General features: G+C 70.0%; 15 protein-coding genes and 1 pseudogene. 7 read left to right on the top strand and 9 right to left on the bottom strand.

The window, feature by feature from the left end; genetic code table 11:
- Positions 1 to 383, top strand: a 383-nt coding sequence (locus tag GHC57_RS01220; protein ID WP_153340258.1) for an IS1595 family transposase, incomplete at its 5' end; no start/stop codon positions are given.
- Positions 384 to 859: 476 nt separating this feature from the next.
- Here GHC57_RS01220 and hutG read toward each other — a convergent pair.
- From hutG to hutI, 3 genes and pseudogenes are all read right to left on the bottom strand, one after another.
- A complete protein-coding gene (hutG, locus tag GHC57_RS01215; protein ID WP_153340256.1) occupies positions 860 to 1,678 on the bottom strand; it encodes an N-formylglutamate deformylase in 819 nt (272 codons plus the stop codon).
- The gene (gene hutH, locus GHC57_RS01210; protein WP_153340254.1) at positions 1,675 to 3,234 is read right to left on the bottom strand and encodes a histidine ammonia-lyase; all 1,560 of its coding nucleotides are present in this window, start codon (positions 3,232 to 3,234) and stop codon (positions 1,675 to 1,677) included. The genes hutG and hutH overlap by 4 nt, the downstream gene beginning before the upstream one ends.
- Positions 3,221 to 4,457: pseudogene (hutI, locus tag GHC57_RS01205) on the bottom strand (imidazolonepropionase); the annotation flags it as partial. The pseudogene hutI and the gene hutH, both read right to left, overlap by 14 nt.
- A 160-nt stretch (positions 4,458 to 4,617) precedes the next feature.
- Between hutI and GHC57_RS01200 the strand changes: the two are divergent.
- Together GHC57_RS01200 and GHC57_RS01195 are read left to right on the top strand one after the other, a co-directional pair.
- Positions 4,618 to 5,994, top strand: coding sequence for a formimidoylglutamate deiminase (locus GHC57_RS01200; RefSeq protein ID WP_153340250.1), 1,377 nt, complete (start codon positions 4,618 to 4,620; stop codon positions 5,992 to 5,994).
- Positions 5,995 to 6,007: 13 nt separating this feature from the next.
- Entirely contained in the window at positions 6,008 to 6,730 is a 723-nt protein-coding gene (locus GHC57_RS01195) for a histidine utilization transcriptional repressor HutC (protein WP_246152060.1), read from the top strand.
- Between the two features lie 22 nt (positions 6,731 to 6,752).
- Here the strand turns inward: GHC57_RS01195 and doeB are convergent, their stop codons facing one another.
- The 5 genes from doeB to GHC57_RS01170 form a co-directional block, all read right to left on the bottom strand.
- Positions 6,753 to 7,808: a N(2)-acetyl-L-2,4-diaminobutanoate deacetylase DoeB gene (doeB, locus tag GHC57_RS01190; protein ID WP_153340242.1), complete on the bottom strand. Its 1,056-nt coding sequence runs from the start codon at positions 7,806 to 7,808 to the stop codon at positions 6,753 to 6,755.
- A gap of 49 nt (positions 7,809 to 7,857) precedes the next feature.
- The gene (doeA, locus tag GHC57_RS01185; protein ID WP_153340241.1) at positions 7,858 to 9,042 is read right to left on the bottom strand and encodes an ectoine hydrolase DoeA; all 1,185 of its coding nucleotides are present in this window, start codon (positions 9,040 to 9,042) and stop codon (positions 7,858 to 7,860) included.
- Between the two features lie 10 nt (positions 9,043 to 9,052).
- Positions 9,053 to 10,048, bottom strand: coding sequence for an ectoine utilization protein EutC (gene eutC, locus GHC57_RS01180; protein WP_170294601.1), 996 nt, complete (start codon positions 10,046 to 10,048; stop codon positions 9,053 to 9,055).
- Between the two features lie 113 nt (positions 10,049 to 10,161).
- Positions 10,162 to 11,148: a hydroxyectoine utilization dehydratase EutB gene (gene eutB / locus GHC57_RS01175; RefSeq protein WP_153340237.1), complete on the bottom strand. Its 987-nt coding sequence runs from the start codon at positions 11,146 to 11,148 to the stop codon at positions 10,162 to 10,164.
- Complete coding sequence (locus GHC57_RS01170; protein ID WP_153340235.1) at positions 11,148 to 11,948, bottom strand: aspartate racemase/maleate isomerase family protein; 801 nt, start codon at positions 11,946 to 11,948, stop codon at positions 11,148 to 11,150. Before GHC57_RS01170 ends, eutB begins: the two co-directional genes overlap by 1 nt.
- A 612-nt stretch (positions 11,949 to 12,560) precedes the next feature.
- Between GHC57_RS01170 and dctP the strand changes: the two genes are divergently transcribed.
- The 4 genes from dctP to GHC57_RS01150 all read left to right on the top strand — a co-directional run bounded on the left by dctP (position 12,561) and on the right by GHC57_RS01150 (position 16,168).
- Complete coding sequence (gene dctP / locus GHC57_RS01165; RefSeq protein WP_153340233.1) at positions 12,561 to 13,592, top strand: TRAP transporter substrate-binding protein DctP; 1,032 nt, start codon at positions 12,561 to 12,563, stop codon at positions 13,590 to 13,592.
- Between the two features lie 140 nt (positions 13,593 to 13,732).
- Positions 13,733 to 14,341, top strand: a complete 609-nt coding sequence (locus GHC57_RS01160; RefSeq protein ID WP_153340231.1) for a TRAP transporter small permease — start codon at positions 13,733 to 13,735, stop codon at positions 14,339 to 14,341.
- Between the two features lie 12 nt (positions 14,342 to 14,353).
- A complete protein-coding gene (locus GHC57_RS01155; protein ID WP_153340229.1) occupies positions 14,354 to 15,634 on the top strand; it encodes a TRAP transporter large permease in 1,281 nt (426 codons plus the stop codon).
- A 90-nt stretch (positions 15,635 to 15,724) separates the two neighbouring features.
- A complete protein-coding gene (locus GHC57_RS01150; RefSeq protein ID WP_153340227.1) occupies positions 15,725 to 16,168 on the top strand; it encodes a universal stress protein in 444 nt (147 codons plus the stop codon).
- A gap of 295 nt (positions 16,169 to 16,463) precedes the next feature.
- On the opposite strand, the gene GHC57_RS01145 is transcribed toward GHC57_RS01150, so the two are convergent.
- On the bottom strand, positions 16,464 to 17,840 hold the full coding sequence (locus GHC57_RS01145; RefSeq protein ID WP_153340226.1) for an aspartate aminotransferase family protein: 1,377 nt from the start codon (positions 17,838 to 17,840) through the stop codon (positions 16,464 to 16,466).
- Positions 17,841 to 17,867 lie beyond the last annotated feature (27 nt).

The raw sequence follows: 17,867 nt of genomic DNA, 5'->3' as shown, positions 1-17,867 counted from the left end.
GCGCCATCCCCGACTTCTCCGGCAAGACGCTGGCGGCTGTCGTGAAAGACACCCTCGGACCCGGTTCCACCATGAAGACCGACGGATGGACCGGCTACGCTGCGTCCGCCGATATCGCTCACGATCCCCACGTGATCGGCTCCATGGCTGCCCATATCGTGCTTCCCTGGATTCACCGCGTCTTCTCCAACCTGAAGGCTTGGGCGCTTGGCGTCTACCACGGCCTGCGGCGCAAACATCTGCAAGCCTACCTCGATGAGTTCGTCTTCCGCTTCAACCGCCGCCAAACCCGGCACGCAGCCTTTCGATCCCTCCTGGGCATCGCCACCACCAAAGGCCCAATCTCCTACGATATGTTGATCGCGCCGGAAGCAAAGGGATAAGCCTTTCCCGTAAAACTTACACAGAGTCACTCAAATACACCCGAAGAATATTCTGACTCAAATTATTCTGACTCAATACGTGTGACGTCATTGCGAGGAGCGGAGCGACGAAGCAATCCAGGGCGAATACAGCATTCCGGAGCCCTGGATTGCTTCGCCCCGCCCATTTCGCGACGCGAAAAAGGCGGGGCTCGCAATGACGGTGTTGACATCCACCCGCCGGGCGGGAGTTGGACTCCCGCCCGGAGCGTTTTCATGCGCCCGCAGGACAGAACCAGTCCGGACGGGGGTACAACCCCCGTCCGGCGGGGGGCGCCCCGCCGATCGCCGCCCGGACTCCCTCCCCACGCCGGGCGGGAGTTGCACTCCCGCCCGGACCGTTTTCATGCGCCCGCAGCACAGAACCATTCCGGACGGGGGTACAACCCCCGTCCGGCGGGAGTCTTCGTTCGAGAGCGCTCCCTGCCTGGTCCGCATCATGTCCCCCGCGCCAGCACCCGCGCCGTATCGCGCGCCGCCAGCAACACCCGCCTGAGGTGCCGGCGCAGGCGGTCGGCCCGCTCCGGGCGGTAGGTCCAGGGCGGCGCCTCGTCCATGTAGGCCGCCTGGGCCAGCTCCATCTGCACGGCATGCACGCCCTCGTCCGGGCGGCCGTAGTGCCGCGTGGTCCAGCCGCCCTTGAAGCGCCCGTCCCGCACCATGGTGAACCCGTCCGGGATGGCCGCCCGGACGGCGGTTTCCACCGCCTCGGCCACCCGGCGGGCGCAGCTCGTCCCGCCGTTGGTGCCGATGTTGAAGTCCGGCAGCAGACCCGCGAACAGAAACGGCAGCCGACACCGGATGGAATGGGCGTCGTACAGCACCGCCACGCCGTGGCGCGCCCGCGCGCGCGCCAGCGCGTCCGCCAGGGCCTCGTGATAGGGCCGGTGCCACGCCTCCAGACGCCGAGCCTGCTCCGCCCCGTCGGGGGCGGCGCCGTCGCGGTGGATCGGCCGGCCCTCGAAGTCCGTGGTCGGGCACAGCCCGGTCGTGTTCTGCCCGGGATAGAGGCTTTCCCCGTCCGGCGGCCGGTTGCAGTCGATGACGTAGCGGTGGGCGACGGCCTCCACCACGGTCACATCGGGCAGCAGGTCGGCATAGAGCCGGGGCACATGCCAGTCCGTGTCGGCCAGCGCGCGGCCGTGCTCATTGAGGCCGTCCAGGAGGTCCGGCGGCACATAGGTGCCGGCGTGCGGCACCCCCAGCACCAGGGGACCGTCCCCGGGGGTGACGCGGACGGGCTCGGGCGGGGTCATGGCGCGGGCTCCTCGGAAGACAGGGCGGGGAAGGCAACGCCGGCGGCATCCAGCACCGCACCCGCGCGCACCATCCGTTCGGCGCAACCCAGATCGGGCGCCATGGCGCGGTCGGCGTCCAGGGCCGCCACCTCCTGGCGCACCCGGCGGGCGACCGCCGCCAGCGGCGCCGATGTGGCGAGGGGCGCGCGCAGTTCGATCCCCTGCACGGCGCACAGAACCTCGATCGCCAGGATCCGGCCCAGGTTGTCCGTCATGCGCGCCAGCCGCCGCGCGGCGTGGGCGGCCATGGAGACATGATCCTCCTGGTTGGCGCTGGTCGGCGTGGAATCGATGGAGGCCGGCGCGGCCAACTGCTTGTTCTCGCTCATCAGGGCGGCCGTGGTGACCTCGGCGATCATGAACCCCGAATTCAGACCCGGGCGCGGCGTCAGGAACGCCGGCAGCCCGTTGTTCAGCGCCGGGTCCACCATCAGGGCGACGCGCCGCTGGGCCAGGGCGCCGATCTCGGCCAGGGCCAGCGCCATGGTATCCGCCGCGAAGGCCACCGGCTCGGCGTGAAAGTTGCCGCCGGACAGCACGCGGCCCGACTCCGTCAGCACCAGCGGATTGTCGGTGGCCGCGTTGGCCTCGATCTCCAACGTGCGCGCGGCGTTCCGCAACAGGTCGATGGCGGCCCCCATCACGGGCGGCTGGCAGCGGATGCAATAGGGATCCTGAACCCGGGTGTCGTCCTCGCGGTGACTCTCGCGGATGGTCGAGCCGCCGATCAGCGCCCGCAGGCAGCGGGCGGCCTCGATCTGGCCGGCATGGCCGCGCAGGGCGTGAATGCCCGGGTCCAGCGGATCGTCCGAGCCCATCACCGCGTCGGTGGACAGCGCCCCGGCCAACAGCGCCGTGGCCATCAGCCGCCAGCCGTCGAACAGGGCCGCCAGCGCCCAGGCGGTCGAGAACTGGGTGCCGTTGATGAGCGCCAGGCCCTCCTTGGGACCCAGGGTGATGGGCGACAGCCCGGCCCTCTCCAGCGCCACCCGGCCCGGCAGGGTCTCGCCGCCGATGCGGGCCGCGCCCTCGCCGATCATGACGGCGGCCATGTGCGACAGCGGCGCCAGATCGCCGGAGGCGCCCACCGAGCCCTGTTCCGGCACCACGGGCACCACACCGGCGGCCAACATGCCATCGATCAGGGCGGGCACCTCGGGTCGGGTGCCGGAGGCCCCTCGCCCCAGCCCCAGCAGCTTCAGGGCCATCATCAACCGCACGATGGCGTCCGGCGTGTCCGCCCCCATGCCGCAGCAGTGCGACAGGATCAGGTTGCGTTGCAGGGTCTCGGTGTCCTCCGCCGGAATGACGACGGAGGCCAGCTTGCCGAACCCGGTGTTGACCCCGTAGACCGGCCGCCCATCGGCCACGGCGCGCGCCACGACGGCGGCCGATGCTTCGATCCCCGCCCGGCTGGCGGGGTCCAGGGTCGCCGGCCGCGCGGGGTCGCGGTACAGCGCCTCCAGCGTGTCCAGGCCGGTGGTGCCCGGGGTGAGGATCAGGGGCGCGGTCATGCCTCGGCCCCCGCGAAGAACCGGCGGCGCAGCGGGTTGGCCCCGATGCGGTAACTGAGCGCGGCCGGATCGGTCACGTCCCACAGCGCGAGGTCCGCCCGCCGCCCCGGCGCGATCACGCCCGCGTCGTCCAGGCCCAGCGCGGCGGCGGCATGACGGGTCGTGCCGGACAGGGCCTCCGCCGGGGTCAGGCGGAACAGCGTGCAGGCCATGTTCATGGCCAGCAGCAGCGAGTCCAGCGGCGACGTGCCCGGGTTGCAGTCCGTGGCCACCGCCATGGGCACACCCGCCGCCCGCAGCGCCTCAACCGGCGGCAGGCGGGTCTCGCGCAGGGTGTAGAAGGCGCCGGGCAGCATCACCGCGACCGTGCCCGCCTTGGCCATGGCGGCGATGCCCGCGTCGTCCAGCCACTCCAGATGATCGGCGGACAGCCCGCCGGACCGGGCCACCAGCGCCGCCCCGCCCTGGTCGGAGAGCTGTTCGGCATGCAGCTTCACCGGCAAACCCAGGTCCCGGGCCAGATCGAACAGGCGCGCCACCTGATCCGGGGAAAAGGCGATGGTCTCGCAGAAGGCATCGACGGCATCCACCAGCCCTTCGGCGTCGGCCTGCCGCAGCCCCTCCAGGCAGACATCCTCCAGATAGGCGTCGGCCCGGCCCTCGTATTCCGGCGGCAGGGCGTGGGCGGCAAGCCACGTCGTCCGCACCCGCACCGGCCGCACCTGAGCCAGACGCCGCGCCGCGCGCAGCATGGTCAGTTCGGAGTCGATGGTCAGGCCGTAGCCCGACTTGATCTCCAGCGTGGCGACCCCTTCGGAAAGCAGGCGGTCCACGCGGGGCAGCGCCTCGGCGACCAGCGCCGCTTCGTCCAGGGCGCGGGTCGCGCGCACGGTGGAGAGAATGCCGCCGCCCGCGCGCGCGATGTCCTCGTAGCGCGCGCCCTCCAGGCGCATCGCGAACTCGCGCGCCCGATCGCCGCCGTGCACGATGTGGGTATGGCAGTCGATGAGGGCGGGGGTGAGCAGGGCGCGCTTGGCGTCTTCGGCCGGCAGGTCGCGATGAACAGGGGACAGGTCGTCCCGGAGGCCCACCCAGGCAATGCGGCCATCCACCACCGCGACCGTATCGGCGTCGGTCGCGATGCCCGCCGCGTCCGCCGGCCGGGCCGGGTCCTGCGCGGCGATGCGGGCGGAGTCGATGCGATAGGACCGATCGTTGGCCATGACGCGGGGGCCCTCCCTCTGCCGGCCGCCACCCGCGCCGCAACGAGACAAGGCGGGATGGGTGGGGCTGGACAATATGCTTATACATATTACGCTGCTGTCAAGAGAGGCGCGGGGCGCGGACTCCAGCCACCCCCTCACCCCATGCGGAGGTGCCGCCATGAACTCCACCCTGTCGGCCCCGCTCGCCCGGCTGCCCGGCGGCTGGGCCACAGACGTGCGCGTGACCCTGGGCGCGGACGGCCGGATCGAGACCGTCGAGACCGGCGCGCCGCCCCGATCGGGCGACACGCCCCTGACGGGGCAGGCCCTGCTGCCCGCGCCGTCGAACCTGCACAGCCACGCCTTCCAACGCGCCATGGCCGGACGGGCAGAGCGGCGCGGCCCCGGGGCCGACAGCTTCTGGACGTGGCGGGAGCAGATGTACCGCTTCCTGGCCGTGCTCGACCCGGACGCCGTGGAGGCCATCGCCGCGCTGGCCCAGATGGAGATGCTGGAGGCCGGCTACGGCGCGGTGGCCGAGTTCCACTATCTGCACCATCAGCCCGGCGGACACCCCTACGCCGATCCGGCGGAACTGGCGCGCCGGGTGATGGCGGCGGCGGAGACGACCGGGATCGGCCTCACTCTGCTGCCCGTGCTGTACAGCCGCGCGGGGCTCGACGGGCGACCGCTGGAGGACGGCCAGCGCCGCTTCGGGCATGATCTCGACGGGTTCCTGGACCTGCTGGCGTCGCTTGATACGGCGATGGCGGCGGCCCCGGCGGACTGGCGTCTGGGGGCAGCGCCGCACAGCCTGCGCGCGGTGGCCGTGGACGATCTGGTCCGGCTCACCGAGGCGCGGCCGGACGGCCCCCTGCACATCCATGTCGCCGAGCAGGTGCGCGAGGTCGAGGACGTCACCGAAGCGCTGGGCGCGCCGCCGGTCACGATCCTTCTGGAGCGCGTCGGACTCGGCCCGCGCTGGTGCGCCGTCCACGCCACCCACATGACACCCGTGGAGACGGCGGCGCTGGCCGCCACCGGCGCCGTCGCCGGCCTGTGCCCCATCACCGAAGCCAACCTGGGCGATGGCCTGTTCCCGGCCGATGCGTTCCTGAAGGCGGGCGGCCGCATCGGGGTGGGGACCGACTCCAACATCCGCATCGCCCTGTGGGAGGAACTGCGGACCCTGGAATACGGCCAGCGCCTGCGCGACCGGGCGCGCACCGTGCTGGCCGAGCGCGGCGGATCCACCGGGGCGCGCCTGTTCGGGGCCGTGCTGGCGGGTGGCGCCCAGGCCCTGGACCGCATGAGCGGGGCCGTGGCGCCCGGGCACTGGGCGGACTTGTTGGCCGTGGACCTGGACCATCCGGCGCTGATCGGCCTGGAGCCGGAGACGCTGCTGGACGGGCTGCTGGTGGCCGGCGATGCCGCCCAGGTGCGCGCGGTCTGGTCGGCGGGCCGCGCCGTGGTCCGCGACGGCCGCCACATCGCCCGCGACGCCATCGTGGAGCGCTACCGCGCCACGATGGCGCGCCTGCGGGAAGCGGTGTGAGCGCGTGCCCATCATGATCAAGCACCGCGCCATTCGCGACGCCCTGCTGGGCCGCATCGTCTCGGGCGAGTGGGCGCCGGGCCGGGTGATCCCCGGCGAGGTGGACCTGGCCCGCGAGTTCGGGTGCACCCGGGCCACCGTGGCGCGGGCGCTGCGCGAACTGGTGGCGGCCGGGCTGGTGGAGCGACGCCGACGCGGCGGCACCCGGGTGCTGGGCCGCTCGGGCCGGGACGCCGTGGTGACCATCCCGATTGTCCGCGAGGAGATCGAGGCCGCCGGCCATGCCTACGGGTATGAACGCCTGACGGTCCGGGAGGCGGACCCGCCCGAGCCGATCCGTCAGGCGTTCGGCCTGCGCCCGGGCGCGGCGGCGGTCCATGTCGCCTGCCTGCACCGCGCCGACGGCCGCCCGGCCCAGGTCGAGGATCGCTGGATCAACGCCGCCGCCGTGCCGGCGGTGCGGACCCAGGACTTCCGCACCGTCAGTCCCAACGAATGGCTGGTGCGGGCCGTGCCCTACACCCGGGCGCGCCATGAGTTCCGCGCCGAACGCCCCACCGACCGGCTGCGCGGGCTGCTCGATCTGGCCCCCGACGAGTGGGTGTTCGTGGTCGAGCGCCGCACGTGGCGCGAGGATGCCGGCATCACGGTCGCCCACCTGTACAACCCGGCCGACCGCTTCCGGATCACCACCCGGGACCCGGTGGCGTTCGGTGTGGACCCGGGCGCCGGATAGTCAGGGCGCCCGCCGGGCGCCGCTACTGCCCGGCGCCGGTGCCCTCCGGGCGGAAGTGGCCGGGCGGGTTGCCCTCGCCGATCGCGCCCAGCACGGCCAGACAGTCGCCGGTCTTGGCCACCCCCGGGAAGTGCCGCCCGATCAGCATGCCGTCCAGCCGCGCGCGGTAGTCGCGGGGCGCAACGCCCGTGCGGTCCATGGGCCACAGCCGCGCCAGCAGGTCGCCCTCGCGCACCGTCTCGCCCAGGTCCACGCACATTTCCAGCATGCCGTCCACATCGGCGAAGGTGAAGCAGTCCATGGACGGCATGTCCAGGCTGAGCGACGGCTGCATGACCGGCGTGCCGTCCAGCACCCCGGCATGGATCAGCACGTTGCGCACCCCCTTGCGGGCGATGCGGGTGCTGTAGGCCGTCGAGGTGCCGCCGCCCCGCAACTCGGTGCTGACGAAGGTCTTGCCGGCCTCCTCCGCCGCCGTGTCGAACAGGCCGGCGTTGTCGATCTCCAGCATCTTGGCGGTATAGGGCGCGTTGAAGGCCTCGGCGGCGGCCTGACAGCGCGCCTCCTGCGTCTTGTCCGGCAACACGTGCGAGGCCGCGAACGGCACGAAGTCCAGGGTCGAGCCGCCGGCGTGGATATCCAGGATCAGATCGCTCATGGGCAGCAGATAGCGCTGGATGTAGTCCGCGATCTTCTGCGTCACCGTGCCGTCCGGCGCGCCCGGGAACATGCGGTTCAGGTTGCCGTCGTCGATGGGCGACGTCCGACGCCCGGCGCGGAACGCCGGGTAGTTCATGAACGGCACCAGAATGATGCGCCCGCTGACCTGCGACAGGTCGATGTGCAGGGCCAGATCCAGCAGGGCCAGCGGCCCCTCGTACTCGTCGCCGTGGTTGGACCCCGTCAGCAGCACCGACGGGCCGACCCCGTTCTTGATGCTGCACACGGGGATCATGATGTTGCCCCAGGCGCTGTCGTCGCGACTGTAGGGCAGGCGAAGGAACCCGTGCTGGATCCCATCGGCGTCGAAATCGACGGTCGGGTCGATGGAGGTCGGTTTCTCGTACATCAGCGACATCGCAAGGCACTCCCGGGCCGGACAGACAAGACCCTTACCGGCCCGGATATCACGGCTTCACCACGAGTTCACGCGGCGTGTTGCACAGGATCTCCGGAGCGCCGTCGCGGATCACCAGGCTTTCGGTGATCTCCAGGCCCCAGGTGTCCATCCACAACCCGGTCATGAAGTGGAAGGTCATGTTGGGTTCCAGCTCCGTGCGGTCGCCGGGACGCAGGCTCATGGTGCGCTCGCCCCAGTCCGGCGGGTAGCTGACTCCGATGGGATAGCCGGTGCGGCTGTCCTTGACAATGCCGTGCGTGCGCAGCACGGCGAAGAAGGCGTTGGCCACGTCCTCGCAGGTGTTGCCGGCGCGCGCGGCCTCCAGGCCGGCGGCCATGCCCTCCTGAAGGGCCTTCTCGGCATCCAGGAAATGCTGCGGCGGCTTGCCCAGGTAGACCGTGCGGCACAGCGGCACGTGATAGCGCTGATAGCACCCGGCGATCTCGTAGAACGTGCCCTCGTCGGCGCGCATGGGCTTGTCGGTCCAGGTCAGGTGGGCGGCCGAGGCCTCCACGCCCGAGGCGACCATGGGCACGATGGCGGCATAGTCGCCGCCGAAGTCGGGCGTGCCGGCGATGGCGGTGCGCTGGATCTCGGCCACCAGATCGTTCTTGCGCATACCGGGCTCGACGATCTCGCGAATACGGGCATGCATGGCATCGACGATGGCGGCGGCCCGGCGCATGCACGTCAACTCGGCCTCGGACTTCACCGCGCGCTGCCAGTTCACCAGCGCGGTGGCGTCGTGGAGGCGGGCGTCGGGCAGGTCGGCCGCCAGCACCGCATGCGCCTTGGCGGTGTAGTAGTAGTTCTCCATCTCCACGCCGATGCGCCGACTGCCCCAGCCCTGCTCGCGCACGATGCGGGCCAGATCCTGCATGGCGTGACGCTCGGTGGACATCACGTAGTGGTCCACATAGGGGATGATCCGGTCGTCCGGCAGCCAGGTGGTCAGACGGGCCCCGTTGGCGTCCATGCCCCGGCCCCACCAGATCGGATCGTCGTCGATGGGCACCAGCAGCCCCTGGTGGACATAGAAGGACCAACCGTCATAGCCCGTCAGCCAGTTCATGTTGGACGGATCGACGATCACCAGCAGGTCCAGACCGGCGGCCTGCATGGCCGTCTTGGTCTTGGCCAACCGCCGGGCGTAGTCCTCGCGCGTGAAACGGAGTTCGGTCTCATGAGTCATTCTGGGGTTCCTAGGACTCGAAGGCGCTGCCGGCGCCGGCCTCGACCGCGCGGGCCAGGGCCAGGGTGGCGATCGCCGTGTCCTGGACGCCGGTTCCCGTCAGGTCCGCAATGGTGATCCGGTCCGGATCGGAGCGGCCGGGCGCATCGCCCCGCACCACCTGCCCCAACTCCGGAAACCGCGCATCCTCGGCCACCAGCCCGGCCGCAATGGCGTGGTGCAACTCGCCCAGGCGGCGGGTCTGCGCCAGGCTGTCGGCGACGTACATGACGTCGGGTCGGGCGATGGCCGCCGGATCCAGTTCGGTCTTGTGCTCGGCGTCGGAGCCCATGGCCGTGACATGCTGGCCGGGCCGCAGCCAGTCGGCCTTGAGCAGGGGTTCGGTGCTGGGCGTGGTCAGCAGGATCACGTCCGCGCCATCGACCGCGCTTTCGGCACCGGGCGCCGTCGTGACCGGAAAGCCGAGCCGCACCGACAGTTCGGCCGCACACAGGGCGGCCTTGTCGGCGTCGCGCGCCCAGAGGGTGGCGCTCTCCAGCGGGCGCACCAGGGCCAGGGCCTCCAGTTGCAGGCGGGCCTGCACGCCGGCGCCGATGACCGCCGCCCGGGTCGCGTCGGCCCGCGCCAGCCGGCGGGCCGCGACCGCGCCGGCGGCGGCCGTGCGGACATCGGTCAGATAGCCGTTGTCCAGCAGCACGGCCTCCAGCAGGCCGGTCTTCGCGCTGAACAGGGTCATCAGGCCGTTGACGCTGGGCAGGCCCAGGGACGGATTGTTGAAGAACCCCGGGCTGATCTTGATGGCGAAGCTGTCGATGCCGGGCACATAGGCGGTCTTGACATCCACCTCGCCGTTGGCGTCGTGGATGTCGAGCCGCAGGATCGGCGGCATGACGACCCCGCCCCCGGCCAGGGCCGCGAACGCCTGCTCGACGCAGGCCACGGCGTCCAGGTCCAGCGGTACGGCGGTGCGCAGATCGGCTTCGGTCACGATGCGGACGGTGGGCACGGCGGAGTCCTCGTTTCTAACGGTCTGTGGGACCGGGTCCGTTTTCTGGACCGGGTTCCGAATCATGAAAGACCAGTCCGGGCGGCGGGTTGCGCCTCTGGCGCGAACCCGCCCTACGAATCGCCATACGCATGCGCGCGCCCGCCCGAAACAATCCGATGATGAAGCGTCATGTCGATGTTGCGCCCGCTGAGCAGCACGACGGTCGGCCCGGTCGGCCGCACCGTGTCCGCCAGCAGGGCGCCCAGGCCGACGGCGCCCGAACCCTCGACGATCTCGATCTCCCGCCAGTAGGCGTGGCGGATGCCCGCCGCGATCTCGTCTTCGGTCAGGGTCACGGTCTGGTCCACCAGATCGCGCACCATGGCGAAGGTATGGGCGTTGCGAAGCCCGATGCCGCCCCCCAGCGAGTCCGCCAGCGTCGCCAGCTCCTGCACGAACACCGGCTTTCCGGCGCGCAGGCTTTCCACCATGGCCGCGCCGCGTTCCATGCTCACACCGACCACCCGCGCCGACGGCCGCGCGGTCTTCACGGCCAGCGCGATCCCGGCGATCAGCCCGCCGCCCGACAGCGGCACCAGCACGGTGTCCAGGTCCGGCAGGTCGGCGAGCATCTCCAGCCCCAGGGTCCCCTGGCCGGCGATGATGTCCGGATGGTCGAAGGGCGGCAGCATGGTCAGGCCCTCGTCCGCAACCAGCCGGTCCACCTCGTCCTGCGCCTCGTCCTGGCTGGCGCCGACGATGCGGACCTCGGCGCCCAGGGCCTCGATGCCCTCCACCTTGTTGGCGGGCACCAGCGAGGACATGCAGATGATGCACCGCACCCCGGCCTCTTTCGCCGCGTGCGCCAGCCCGCGCCCGTGATTGCCGGTGGAGACGCCGACGATGCCCTTGGCCTTCTGGTCGTCCGACAGCGCCAGCACGGCGTTGGTGGCCCCGCGCACCTTGAAGCTGCCCGTCACCTGATGGTGCTCCAGCTTCAGGTGGACCGGCACCCCGCAGCGCGCGGACAGCGACAGCGAGGGCGCGAGCGGCGTGTGGCGCAGGCGCCCCGCCAGACGCTCGCGCGCGGCCACGATGTCCGCGTGGGTGATGGGCATCAGGCCGCCCCTCGGGCGTCGTCGCTTGGCAGCGGGCAGGTGGACAGGCGCCCGGACTGCGGCACCGGGGCGTCCACCCCGCACAGCCGGAGCGTCATCCACCCGGCGGCCTGGTTGCTGGTCACCACGGGGCGACCGATGGCGGCCTCGATGGCGGGTACGGCCTCGGCCGACGGCACGGCGGTGCAGGAGATGAACAGCGCCTCGGCATCGGGATGGGTGGCGGCCACGGCCTCGCGCAACAGCACGTCGCGGCGCACCCGCGCCATGTCGCGGTCGTCGGCGATGGCCCAGCAGGTCATGCCCTGGAGGGCGTAGCCCAGGCTTTCAAAACGCTCCGCCACCGGCTGGGTGATCTCCGGCACATAAGGCGTGAGGATGGACAGGCGGCGGATTCCCAGCGCGGTCAGCGCCGCATGCGCGGCGACCAGCGGATTGATGACCCGCGCCGTCGGCTTGACCGCGCGCACGGCCGCCTCGACCCCGGCGTCGCCGATCACCGCCGACGCCGACGTGCAGCCGAAATGCACCACGTCCAGGGGCGTGTCCGGAATCAGCCGGGCGGCCACATCCGTCAGGCGGGATTCCAGCGCGGCCAGGCCGCCCCGGGTGATCGGGTTGTCGAAGGCGATGCGGTTCGCGAACACGCCCAGTCCGGTGCCGTGGGTCATGCGGGCGAAGTCGCGTTCCATGGTCAGGTCCGTTTCCAGGACCACCAGGCCGACTCGCCGCCCCTCGCCGGCCGGATGAAACGCGGCGGAGGCCCCCGGCGGGCCCAGATCCGACACTCGAACGTCCATGCTGCGCCTGCCTCCCCGCTGAACCGAAGAGTCCCGACGCAGGCGCCGGGACTCCCTGACAATCCGCATCTTGAGGCTCGGACTCGAGTCCGTTCAACTGCCGACACACGGCAATCCTGCTGAAGATGGCTTCGGCAAGAGAAAGGTTTCCCGTAAAACCCCTCCATTATAGGCATATTTCCTGCTAAATTTAATGGGGTCGGCCCCGGTTCTCCAACGCTTCTCCTGCCCATCAGGCCCGGACGACGCACCCGGAGCACCGGGCCGGCCGCGCGCCCGCCGGCAAAACGTCCTGGTCTGACAGTCGGTTAAGCGCGCCTGAGGGCGGACCCGGCGGCCGTCAGCCCGCGCCGGGCCGCGCCGCCACCGCCGACCGGGGCCGCAATCTCGGCCCGCCCCCGGCGCACCCGTTGCGCCACCCCCTCGCCGTCCGAGCCGGTGTTGACGGGTGCGCCTATCTGCGTTGCGATACTGTCATGCCATCCACACCGAGGTCCGACCCCATTCCGTCGCGCATCGTCCGCCGCCCATCGTTCCTCGCGGAACGGGGCGGCCCGGGCGCGCCGACCATGGGGTCCGCGGCCTGAGTCTCGCACAGGGAGAAGACCAACCATGACCCATCGTTTCCGCACGCTGTTCGGCGCCGCCGCCGCGTCCGCCATCGCGCTGACCGCCGCCACCGCCGCCCAGGCCGAGACCTGGAAGTATTCGCTGGAAGAGGCCATCGACGAGGTCCAGGGCGTCTACGCGACCAAGTTCAAGGAGCACATCGAGGCCAACTCGGACCACGAGATCCAGATCTTCCCGTTCGGCACGCTGGGCGAGTCCAACGACACCACCGAGCTGGCCCAGATGGGCGCCATTCAGTTCGCCACCGCCTCGCCGGGCTTCACCGGCAGCCTGATCCCCGAACTGCAGGTCTTCCTGCTGCCCTACGTGCTGCCGGAAGATCAGGCGGTGCTGGAGGACTTCTACAAGACCTCTGACACCATCAACGAGATGCTGGCCGCCAAGTACGAGGACAAGAGCCTGCACCTGGTGGACATGTATCCCGAGGGTGAGGTGGTCATGACCACCAAGGAGCCGGTGACCGAGCCCGCCGACCTGGACGGCGTGAAGTTCCGCGTCATGACCTCGCCGATGCTGATCGAGACCTATGACGCCTTCGGCGCGACCCCGACGCCGCTGCCCTGGGGCGAGGTCTACGGCGCCCTGCAGACCAACATCATTCAGGGCCAGGAAAACCCGATGTTCTTCGTCGAATCGACGAAGATGTACGAGGTGACCGACCACATCACCTACGCCGGCCACAACACCTTCACCACCGCCGTGGTGGCCAACAAGACCTTCTTCGACGGTCTGTCGGACGAGGATCAGGCCCTGGTCGCCGAGGCCGCCGACGTGGCCTTTGACCACATCATGGACTACCAGAAGGGTCTGACCGAGCGCTCCGAGGAGAAGATCCTGGAAGCCAAGCCCTCCATGGAAGTCACCGTCCTGACCGACGAGCAGCGCGAGCCGTTCCGCGAAGCCGCCCAGCAGGTCCGCGAGGCGTTCGTGGAAGAGGTCGGCGGCGACGCCCAGGCCGTCCTGGACGGCTTCGAGGCGGACATCACGGCGTCCAAGGAGCGGGTCGGCAACTAGCGCGCCCCGCCCCTGAACGCCACCCGATGATGGGACCCGGTCCGCCCCGCGCGGACCGGGTCCTTTCGGCAGACACGACACACGGCGGCCGTCGGCACCCGTGACGACGACGGGGCCGCCCAACGGGGGGAGCGGGCTGCATGAGCGAGTCCGACGCACCGCAGGGGTCCGGGCCCGGATCCGGATCGCCGAAATCCGAATTCTCCGGCGCCCTCAAACCGCTGGCCTGGATCGACGGCACCATCGCCCGGTTGGAGGCCGTGGTGCTGGCCCTCGGGGTCATCATCATGGCTTCGTTCTCGGTCGCCAACGTGATCGGCCGCTTCATCATCGGCGAAAGCCTGTTCTTCGTCGAGGAACTGAACCAGTTCCTGATCGTGCTCATCACCTTCGTCGGCCTGGGGTACGCCGCCCGCATGGGGCGGCACATCCGCATGTCCGCGCTGTACGACGCCCTGCCCGATGGCGCGCGCAAGGTGTTGATGATCATCATCTGTCTGGTCACGGCCTCGGCCATGTTCGTGCTGGCCTGGTACGCCTACGCCTATGTGGTCTCGGTGTACGAGAGCGGGCGCATCGCGCCGTCCCTGCGCATCCCGGTCTACCTGACCTTCGTCTGGGTCCCGATCGGCTTCGTCATCACCGGCATCCAGTACCTTCTGACCGCCGTGGCGAACCTGACCAAGCCCGACGTGTACATCTCGGCGTCCGTGGTGGACACCTACGACGAAACCGAAACCAAGGTCTGACGGAGGCACGCCATGCTCGCCGAGGTGATGATTTCCGTCATGGTCGTCCTGCTTCTGCTGGGCTTCCCCATGATGATCCCGCTGATCGCGGGCAGTTTCGTGGCCTTCTTCATCTTCATGCCGATCCCGCCGGACATCATGATCCAGCAGATGCTGGGCGGCATCCGGCCGGCCGCGCTGGTCGCCGTGCCCATGTTCATCCTGGCGGCGGACATCATCACCAAGGGGCACTCGGCGGACCGCCTGATCGACATGGTGATGCGCTACGTCGGCCATGTGCGCGGCGGCCTGGGGGTGACGGCGGCGACCAGTTGCGCCCTGTTCGGCGCCGTCTCGGGCTCGACGCAGGCCACCGTGGTCGCCATCGGCAGCCCGCTGCGTCCGCGCATGCTGGAGGGCGGCTACAAGGACAGCTTCACGCTGGCGCTGATCGTCAACGCGTCCGACATCGCCATGCTGATCCCGCCGTCCATCGCCATGATCATCTACGGCGTGATCTCGGGCACCTCCATCGCCGAGCTGTTCGTGGCCGGCGTCGGGCCGGGTCTGCTGATCCTGTCGCTGTTCTCGGCCTACTGCGTGTTCTACGCGTGGCGGCACAACATCCCGACCGAGCCCAAGGCCTCGTGGAAGGACCGCCTGACCGCCACCCGCGAGGCCGCCTGGCCGCTGGGCTTTCCGGTGATCGTGGTCGGCGGCATCTACGGCGGCATCTTCAGCCCGACCGAGGCCGCGTCGGTCTGCGTGGCCTACGCCTTCGTGCTGGAGTTCATCATCTTCCGATCGCTGAAGTGGCCGGACCTGTTCGAGATCGCCAAGTCCACGGGCCTCATCACCGCCGTGGTGTTCATCCTGGTGGGGGCCGGCAACGCGTTCTCGTGGGCGATCTCGTTCAACCAGATCCCGCAGGAGATCCTGGGCGGCCTGGGCCTGGACGAGGCCAGCGCCATCATGGTGCTGGTGGCGATCTCCATCGCCTTCTTCGTCGGCTGCATGTTCGTGGACCCGATCGTGGTCATCCTGGTTCTCGTGCCGATCTTCGCGCCCATCGTGGAAAGCGCCGGCATCGACCCGGTGCTGGTGGGCGTCATCATCACCCTTCAGGTGGCCATCGGATCGGCCACACCGCCCTTCGGGTGCGACATCTTCACCGCCATCGCCATCTTCAAACGACCCTACATGGACGTGATCCGGGGCACCCCGCCCTTTGTGCTGATCCTGCTGGGGGTCAGCATCGCCCTCATCATGTTCCCCCAGATCGCCCTGTTCCTGCCCCAACTGGCCTTTGGCTGACGCTGGCCGCGCCGACGCGCCGCCCTGCGGGCCCGCCCCGGGGGCGCGGCTGCGGCAGAGGCGGCGCGACAACGGAAGGACGCCCGACCCATGTTCGATACCATTCTCGTGCCGGTGGACGGCTCGCCCTCGTCATTCAGGGCGCTGGATTTCGCCATCGACCTGTCGCTGCGCTTCGAGAACGCCTGCCTGAAGCTGCTGTGCATCTACCGCCATCACAGCCCCATGGAAAGCACCCTGTCCATGGTGCGGCCGCTGCATCCCTCCACGCCGGACGACGCCCTGAAGCAGTACGCCAAGGACATCGTGGCCGAGTGCAAGCAACGCGCCGAAGCCGCCGGCGTGCAGCGGGTCGAGGGCTACGCCAAGCGCGGCCAGCCGTCCCGGGCCATCGTCGGCTTCTGCAAGGAGCACGGCTGCGACGTGATCGTGATGGGCGCGCGCGGCTCCGGCGACCTGGAGGACTTCCTGCTGGGCTCGGTCTCGCACAAGGTCTCCGGCCTGTCGCCGGTGACCTGCATCCTGGTGAAGTAGAGAGCCGCGCGAAACCGCGCCGGCAGGATTTCCCCGCCCGAGATCCTTCGGCCGCTTCGCGGCGTCAGGATGACGTTGCCTCTTCAGCCACGTAGGGTGGATTCGCCCCGCAACGCGGGGCAATCCACCAAGGGCGGCACCATGGGCGGCGGGTTGCGCCTGCGGCGCGAACCCGCCCTACGGGGTCCGGTTCATTCGACGTAGGGTGGATTCGCCCCGCGACGCGGGGCAATCCACCAAGGGCAGCACATCCGGCGGCGGGTTGCGCGTTCGGCGCGAACCCGCCCTACGGACCTCACCCTTGGCCCAGCACCTCTTCCACGGCGGTGCGCACGGCCTCGATGATGGTGTCCGCCTCGGCCCGGGTCAGGCACAGCGGCGGCGCGATGCCGATGATGTCGCCCTGCGGCATGGCGCGGGCAATCACACCCTGCTTGAGCATCGCACCCACCACGTTGGCTCCGATCTTCTTGGCCGGATCGAAGAACGCCGGCCCGGCCCGGTCCTCGACCAGTTCCACGGCGCACAGCAGGCCTTCGCCGCGCACCTCGCCGACGTTCGGATGCTTGCCGACCGCCGCCTGAAGGCCCTGCTTCAGGTAGCCGCCCACGGTGCCCGCGTTGCCCACCAGACCCAGGTCGTCGATCAGGTCCAGGTTGGCGATGCCGGCGGCCGCGCCGATGGGATGGGCGGAGTAGGTCCAGCCGTGGCCGAACGGCCCCAGCTCGTCGGTGCCCTGCATCAGCACGTCGTAGACCTTTTCGGACACGATCGAGCCGGACAGCGGCGCATAGGCCGAGGTCAGGCCCTTGGCGATGGTGATGATGTCCGGCTTCATGCCGTAGTGGTCCGACCCGAACATGGAGCCGAGGCGACCGAAGCCGGTCACCACCTCGTCGGCGATCAGCAGCACGTCGTACTTGTCCAGCACGGCCTGGATGGCGTCCCAATAGCCCTCCGGCGGCGGCACCAGCCCGCCCGTGCCCAGCGCGGGCTCGCCGATGAAGGCGGCCACCGTCTCGGGCCCTTCGGCCAGGATCATCGCTTCCAGCTTTTCGGCGCACCAGGCGGAGAACTGGGCCTCGCTCATGCCGCGATCAGGCCGGTGGTAGAAGTACGGGGCCTCGGTGTGCTTGATGTACGGCAACGGCAGGTCGAACTGCTTGTGGAACATGTGCAGCCCGGTCAGCGAGCCGGTCATCAGCCCGGAGCCGTGATAGCCGCGCCAGCGCGAGATGATCTTCTTCTTCTCCGGGCGACCCAGCGTGTTGTTGTAGTACCAGACCAGCTTGATGTTGGTCTCGTTGGCGTCCGACCCGCTCATGCCGTAGTAGACCCGGCTCATGCCCTTGGGCGCGCGGTCCAGGATCATCTTGGACAGCGTGATCGAGGCTTCGGTGCCGTGCCCCACATAGGCGTGATAGTACGCCAGCTTGCCGGCCTGCTCGGCGATGGCGTCGGAGATTTCGCTACGGCCGTAACCGGCGTTGACGCAATACAGCCCGGCGAAGCCGTCCAGCAGCGAGTTGCCGTCGCGGTCCTCGATGAACACGCCCTTGCCGCCCTCGATGATCCGGTTCGCCGCCTCGCCGCGCGCGAACTGGGCCAGATGCGTGGAGGGGTGCATGAAATACGCCCGGTCCCAGGCGGACAACTGGTCATTGGTGAGCATTGTTTGATCTTCCTTTTCGTCAAGCCG

It is taken from the genome of Roseospira navarrensis, assembly GCF_009601025.1.
Lineage (GTDB): Bacteria > Pseudomonadota > Alphaproteobacteria > Rhodospirillales > Rhodospirillaceae > Rhodospira > Rhodospira navarrensis.
The sequence above is the reverse complement of the archived record's forward strand: the minus strand, read 5'-3'. Positions and strand labels throughout refer to the sequence as shown.

Excerpts from the sequence above, each read along its gene's own strand:
- hutG (WP_153340256.1), bottom strand. The coding sequence starts at position 1,678 with ATGACCCCGCCCGAGCCCGTCCGCGTCACCCCCGGGGACGGTCCCCTG.
- hutH (WP_153340254.1), bottom strand. The coding sequence starts at position 3,234 with ATGACCGCGCCCCTGATCCTCACCCCGGGCACCACCGGCCTGGACACG.
- GHC57_RS01200 (WP_153340250.1), top strand. The coding sequence starts at position 4,618 with ATGAACTCCACCCTGTCGGCCCCGCTCGCCCGGCTGCCCGGCGGCTGG.
- GHC57_RS01195 (WP_246152060.1), top strand. The coding sequence starts at position 6,008 with ATGATCAAGCACCGCGCCATTCGCGACGCCCTGCTGGGCCGCATCGTC.
- doeB (WP_153340242.1), bottom strand. The coding sequence starts at position 7,808 with ATGTCGCTGATGTACGAGAAACCGACCTCCATCGACCCGACCGTCGAT.
- doeA (WP_153340241.1), bottom strand. The coding sequence starts at position 9,042 with ATGACTCATGAGACCGAACTCCGTTTCACGCGCGAGGACTACGCCCGG.
- eutB (WP_153340237.1), bottom strand. The coding sequence starts at position 11,148 with ATGCCCATCACCCACGCGGACATCGTGGCCGCGCGCGAGCGTCTGGCG.
- GHC57_RS01170 (WP_153340235.1), bottom strand. The coding sequence starts at position 11,948 with ATGGACGTTCGAGTGTCGGATCTGGGCCCGCCGGGGGCCTCCGCCGCG.
- dctP (WP_153340233.1), top strand. The coding sequence starts at position 12,561 with ATGACCCATCGTTTCCGCACGCTGTTCGGCGCCGCCGCCGCGTCCGCC.
- GHC57_RS01160 (WP_153340231.1), top strand. The coding sequence starts at position 13,733 with ATGAGCGAGTCCGACGCACCGCAGGGGTCCGGGCCCGGATCCGGATCG.
- GHC57_RS01155 (WP_153340229.1), top strand. The coding sequence starts at position 14,354 with ATGCTCGCCGAGGTGATGATTTCCGTCATGGTCGTCCTGCTTCTGCTG.
- GHC57_RS01150 (WP_153340227.1), top strand. The coding sequence starts at position 15,725 with ATGTTCGATACCATTCTCGTGCCGGTGGACGGCTCGCCCTCGTCATTC.
- GHC57_RS01145 (WP_153340226.1), bottom strand. The coding sequence starts at position 17,840 with ATGCTCACCAATGACCAGTTGTCCGCCTGGGACCGGGCGTATTTCATG.